Annotated in this window: 3 protein-coding genes and 1 pseudogene; 1 reads left to right on the top strand and 3 read right to left on the bottom strand. The window is 77.0% G+C overall.

Annotated elements, in window-relative coordinates; all coding sequences use genetic code 11:
- From ACTUAL_RS21840 to ACTUAL_RS21830, 3 genes and pseudogenes are all read right to left on the bottom strand, one after another.
- The coding region (locus ACTUAL_RS21840; protein WP_440901551.1) for an AMP-binding protein at positions 1-1,072 on the bottom strand (1,072 nt) is incomplete at its 3' end.
- Between the two features lie 95 nt (positions 1,073-1,167).
- Positions 1,168-1,749, bottom strand: a pseudogene (locus ACTUAL_RS21835) (carbonic anhydrase family protein); the annotation flags it as partial.
- Positions 1,750-1,823: 74 nt separating this feature from the next.
- Complete coding sequence (locus ACTUAL_RS21830) at positions 1,824-2,588, bottom strand: SIR2 family NAD-dependent protein deacylase (RefSeq protein ID WP_440901552.1); 765 nt, start codon at positions 2,586-2,588, stop codon at positions 1,824-1,826.
- A gap of 101 nt (positions 2,589-2,689) precedes the next feature.
- Here ACTUAL_RS21830 and ACTUAL_RS21825 point away from each other — a divergent pair.
- Positions 2,690-3,742, top strand: a 1,053-nt coding sequence (locus ACTUAL_RS21825; protein WP_440901550.1) for a hypothetical protein, incomplete at its 3' end; no start/stop codon positions are given.

Raw genomic sequence — 3,742 nt, 5'->3', positions numbered from 1 at the left:
AGCGGGCCAGCACCTCGCCGGTGTCGGAGATCCGCAGGCGGGCGCCGAGCGCGGGGGCGCCCGCGCGGGAGAGCTTGCGGGCGCGCTCCTCGTCGGTCAGCCCGTCGTCCTCGGGGCGGGTGCGGTTGAACGTGAGCAGCGGGGCGGTCTCGGTCAGGCCGTAGATCTGCAGGAACTCCCAGCCCAGCTCGGCGGTGATCCGGGCGATGACGCGGCTGGGCGGCGGGGCGCCCGCGCACACCACGCGCACCCGGCCGCGTCCGGGGACCTCGCCGTCCCAGCGCGCGGCGGCGTCGAGCACCGCGCTCCACACGGCGGGCGCGCCGCCGACGAGGGTGACGCCGTGGTCGCGGACGCGGCGCAGGATCTCGTCGCCGTCGACCTTGCGCAGCACGACCTGCGGCACGCCCAGCCCGGCTAACCCGTAGGGCATCCCCCAGCCGTTGCAGTGGAACATCGGCAGGACGTGCAGGTAGACGTCCCGCTCCCAGGCGCGGGTGTGCAGGGCGAAGGTGACGGCGTTGATCCACAGGTTGCGGTGGGTGAGCCGCACGCCCTTGGGGCGGGCGGTGGTGCCGGAGGTGTAGTTGACGGTGGCGGTGGCGTTCTCGTCGGGGTCGCGCCACGGGCGCGGGGCGACGCCGAAGAGCATCAGCTCCTCCTCGGTGTGCGCGCCGAGGGTGAAGCGGTGCGGGGCGCGGACGCCGCCGAGTTCGAGCTCGGGGTCGACGAGCAGGGCGGTGGCCCCGCTGTGCTCGACGATGTAGGCGACCTCGGCGGGCCGCAGCCGGTGGTTCACGGGCACGCAGACGCGCCCGCTGCCGGGCACGGCGTGCAGGAGTTCGAGCACCCGCGCCGAGTTGGGGCTGACCACCGCGATCCGCTCGCCGACGCCGATGCCCAGGGCGTCGAACCCGGCCTGCCAGGCGCGGACCCGGTCGGCGAACCCGGCGTAGGTGGTGGTGGGGACGGGTGGCGCGGGCTGGTGCGGCTCGTCAACGGCGGCGGTGGTGGAGGCGAAGGCGACCTCGGCCCGCTCCAGGAAGTCTGCGACGGTCAGCGGTACGCGCATCCACCGACGTTATTCTGCCGCCGGGACGCTGACCAGGGACGATGCGTCTCAGTTGGCGGCGGATCGGTTCAGTGCCGCCCCGCCCGCGAGGCCCGTCACTCGCACAGCAGCAGGTACCGCCGCCCGAGGTCCTGGGGCGGCCGGGCCCGGTCAGCGCGGCCCGCGATGAACCGGGCGAGGTGCTGGTCGGCGACCTGCACGGGGTCGGCGAACACCGCGTGGCTGACGTTCTCGCTGTGGTCGGGCGTGCTCAGCGAGCCCTCGTACCGGTAGAAGGAGCGCCGCGCGGGCAGGAGCGCGCCGAGGTCGAACGAGGTGGGCGCGCCGCCCTCGCCGTCGGCCTCGTACCGCAGCAGCACGGAGACGATCAGGACCTGGAGGGCCCGCTCGGCCCGCACGTGCACCGCGTGCAGCTCGGCCTGCTGCGGCTGGCCGTCGACCCAGTGCTCGCCGGGCCGGTGGAAGTGCACGTTGGCGAGCCGGTACACCTCGCCGCCGAGCACGGCCTCCTGCGCGACGACGGGCCGGAACCGCTGCCCGTGCACCTCGGCGACGACGTCGAACCGCTGGCTCCCCTCCTCCCACCGCAGGTCGAGCGACCCGCTGGAACCGGGGACGACGACGGGCGACCTGAGGTTGACCGGTGACTGCCAGGAGGAGGGGTTGCGCACACGGGCAGGAGACCAGACCCCCGGCCCCCGCGCCGGTCAGCTCACCCGTTGGTGGGGTTTGGCCGGGGTGGGCGGACCGCTCACCAGGTGCTGGGGTCGCCCCAGGTGCGCACCGGCCCCTCCCCGGTCACCGGGACGGCCACCAGCTCGGGCAGCGAGACCCCGACCGGCCGCCGGTCGAGCGCGCCTGCCAGCGGGTCGCACGGCGTCGGCTCCCCGTTGCAGATCAGCACGGCGGCCCCCGCGCGAGCCGCCAGCGGCACCAGGTCCGAGGCCGGGCTGACCACCAGCGACGTGCCCGCGACCAGCAGCAGGTCGCAGTCGACCACGGCCGCCCGAGCCGCCCGCAGCACGTCCGGGTCCAGCGGCTGCCCGAACGCGACCGTCGTGGCCCGCAGCACCCCGCCGCAGGCCGGGCAGTCCGGGTCGTCCTCCCCGTCCCGCACCCGCTCCAGCGCCTCCCGCATGTCCCCCGGCGACCCGCAGTCGGTGCACGCCGTGCGCAGCAGCGACCCGTGCAGCTCGACCACCCCCCGCGTCCCGGCCCGCTGGTGCAGCCCGTCGACGTTCTGCGTGAGCAGCGCCCGCAGCCGCCCGGCGCGCTGGAGCTCCACGAGCGCCCGGTGCGCGGGGTTGGGCTCGGCGGTCCACACGGGGTGGTGCAGCCGGGCACGCCACACCCGCCGCCGCACCTCGGGGTCGTTCAGGTACTCGTCGGGCGTGGCGGACCGCCCCGCCTCGGTGACGCCGCTGAGCGAGCCGTGCGGCCCCCGGAAGTCCGGGATGCCCGACTCGGTGGAGACCCCGGCCCCGGTCAGCACCGTGATCCGGCGGGCGGCGGCCATCGCTTCCTGGGGCGTCACCACACCACCGTGTCACGTCGCGCACCGGGGCCGGGAGCCGGGTGGGCGTACATAATCGCCCGTGACAGGGGCAGGTGGTGGCGGTGGGGCGGTGGAGTTCGGGCGGTCGGGTCGCCGGGGTGGTCGCGCTGGTGGCGGGGGTGCTGGCGGGGGCCTTGCTCGTGGGGCAGGCGGGGCGGTCCGGCACGTCCGCGCCGGGTGGTGACGGGCCCGGCGAGGTGGTGGCGGGCTTCCTCGGGGCGCTCGCCCGGAACGACCTGGGCGCCGCGTGGGCCGCGATGGCGCCCGCGGAGGCCGCCGTGGTCGCCGACCACGGGCGCGCGCTCGTCGCCGAGGGGAGCCGGGTGGGGCTGGTCGGCGCGCCGCCCTCGGTGCGCGGCGCGGGCGTCGTGGTGGGCGGGACCAGGCGGATCACCGAGCGGCTGGCCGTCACCGGCGTGGTCGGCGGGTGGTTGACGGCGTCGAGCGCCGCCGGGGACGTGGTGACCGGGCGGCTCGCGAGCGCGCTGGGCGCCGTGCCGTCGCCGGGGGGCCGGGACTGGACGGTCGACTTCGGCGCGCGCGGCGCCGGGGCGGTGGAGATCGCCACCGTCGAGGTCGGCGGCCGGTGGTACGCGAGCGTGCTGCACACCGCCGTGCACGCCGCGCTCAGGGGCAACGGGCTGGACTGGCCGCGGCGGGGGATCGAGCCGAGCGCCGAGAGCTCGCCGGGAGCGGCCGTGCGGCGGTTCACCGGGGCGCTGCTGGCGGGCGACCTGACGACCGTGATCGCGCTCCTGCCGCCGGACGAGATGGCGGCCGTCCAGGCGGCCGGGCCCGCGCTGGTGGACCTGGCCGGGCCGGTGCCGGGCGTGGTGGGCGTGCGGGACGTCGAGGTCGACGTGGCCGAGACCGCCGAGGGCGCCCGAGCGGTGGTGCGGGCGCTGACCCTGACGACCGGGGGCGTGAGCGGCCGGTTCACCCGCGAGGGCGCCTGCTACGTGCCGGACACCCCGGCCCGGCCGCTGTGCGCGAACGACCTGGCCGCCCTGCTCACCCCGCCGCACGCCCCGCACGGGACCCCGGACGTCCTGGCGCGGCTGTTCGACCGGCTGCTCGCCGAGGGGGTGCCGCTGGTGACCACGCGCTCGTCCGCC

Source organism: Actinosynnema sp. (assembly GCF_052038725.1).
This window is presented reverse-complemented; position numbering and strand designations above follow the sequence as displayed.

Coding starts and splice junctions, on each gene's coding strand:
- ACTUAL_RS21830 (WP_440901552.1), bottom strand. CDS start 2,588: ATGGCCGCCGCCCGCCGGATCACGGTGCTGACCGGGGCCGGGGTCTCC.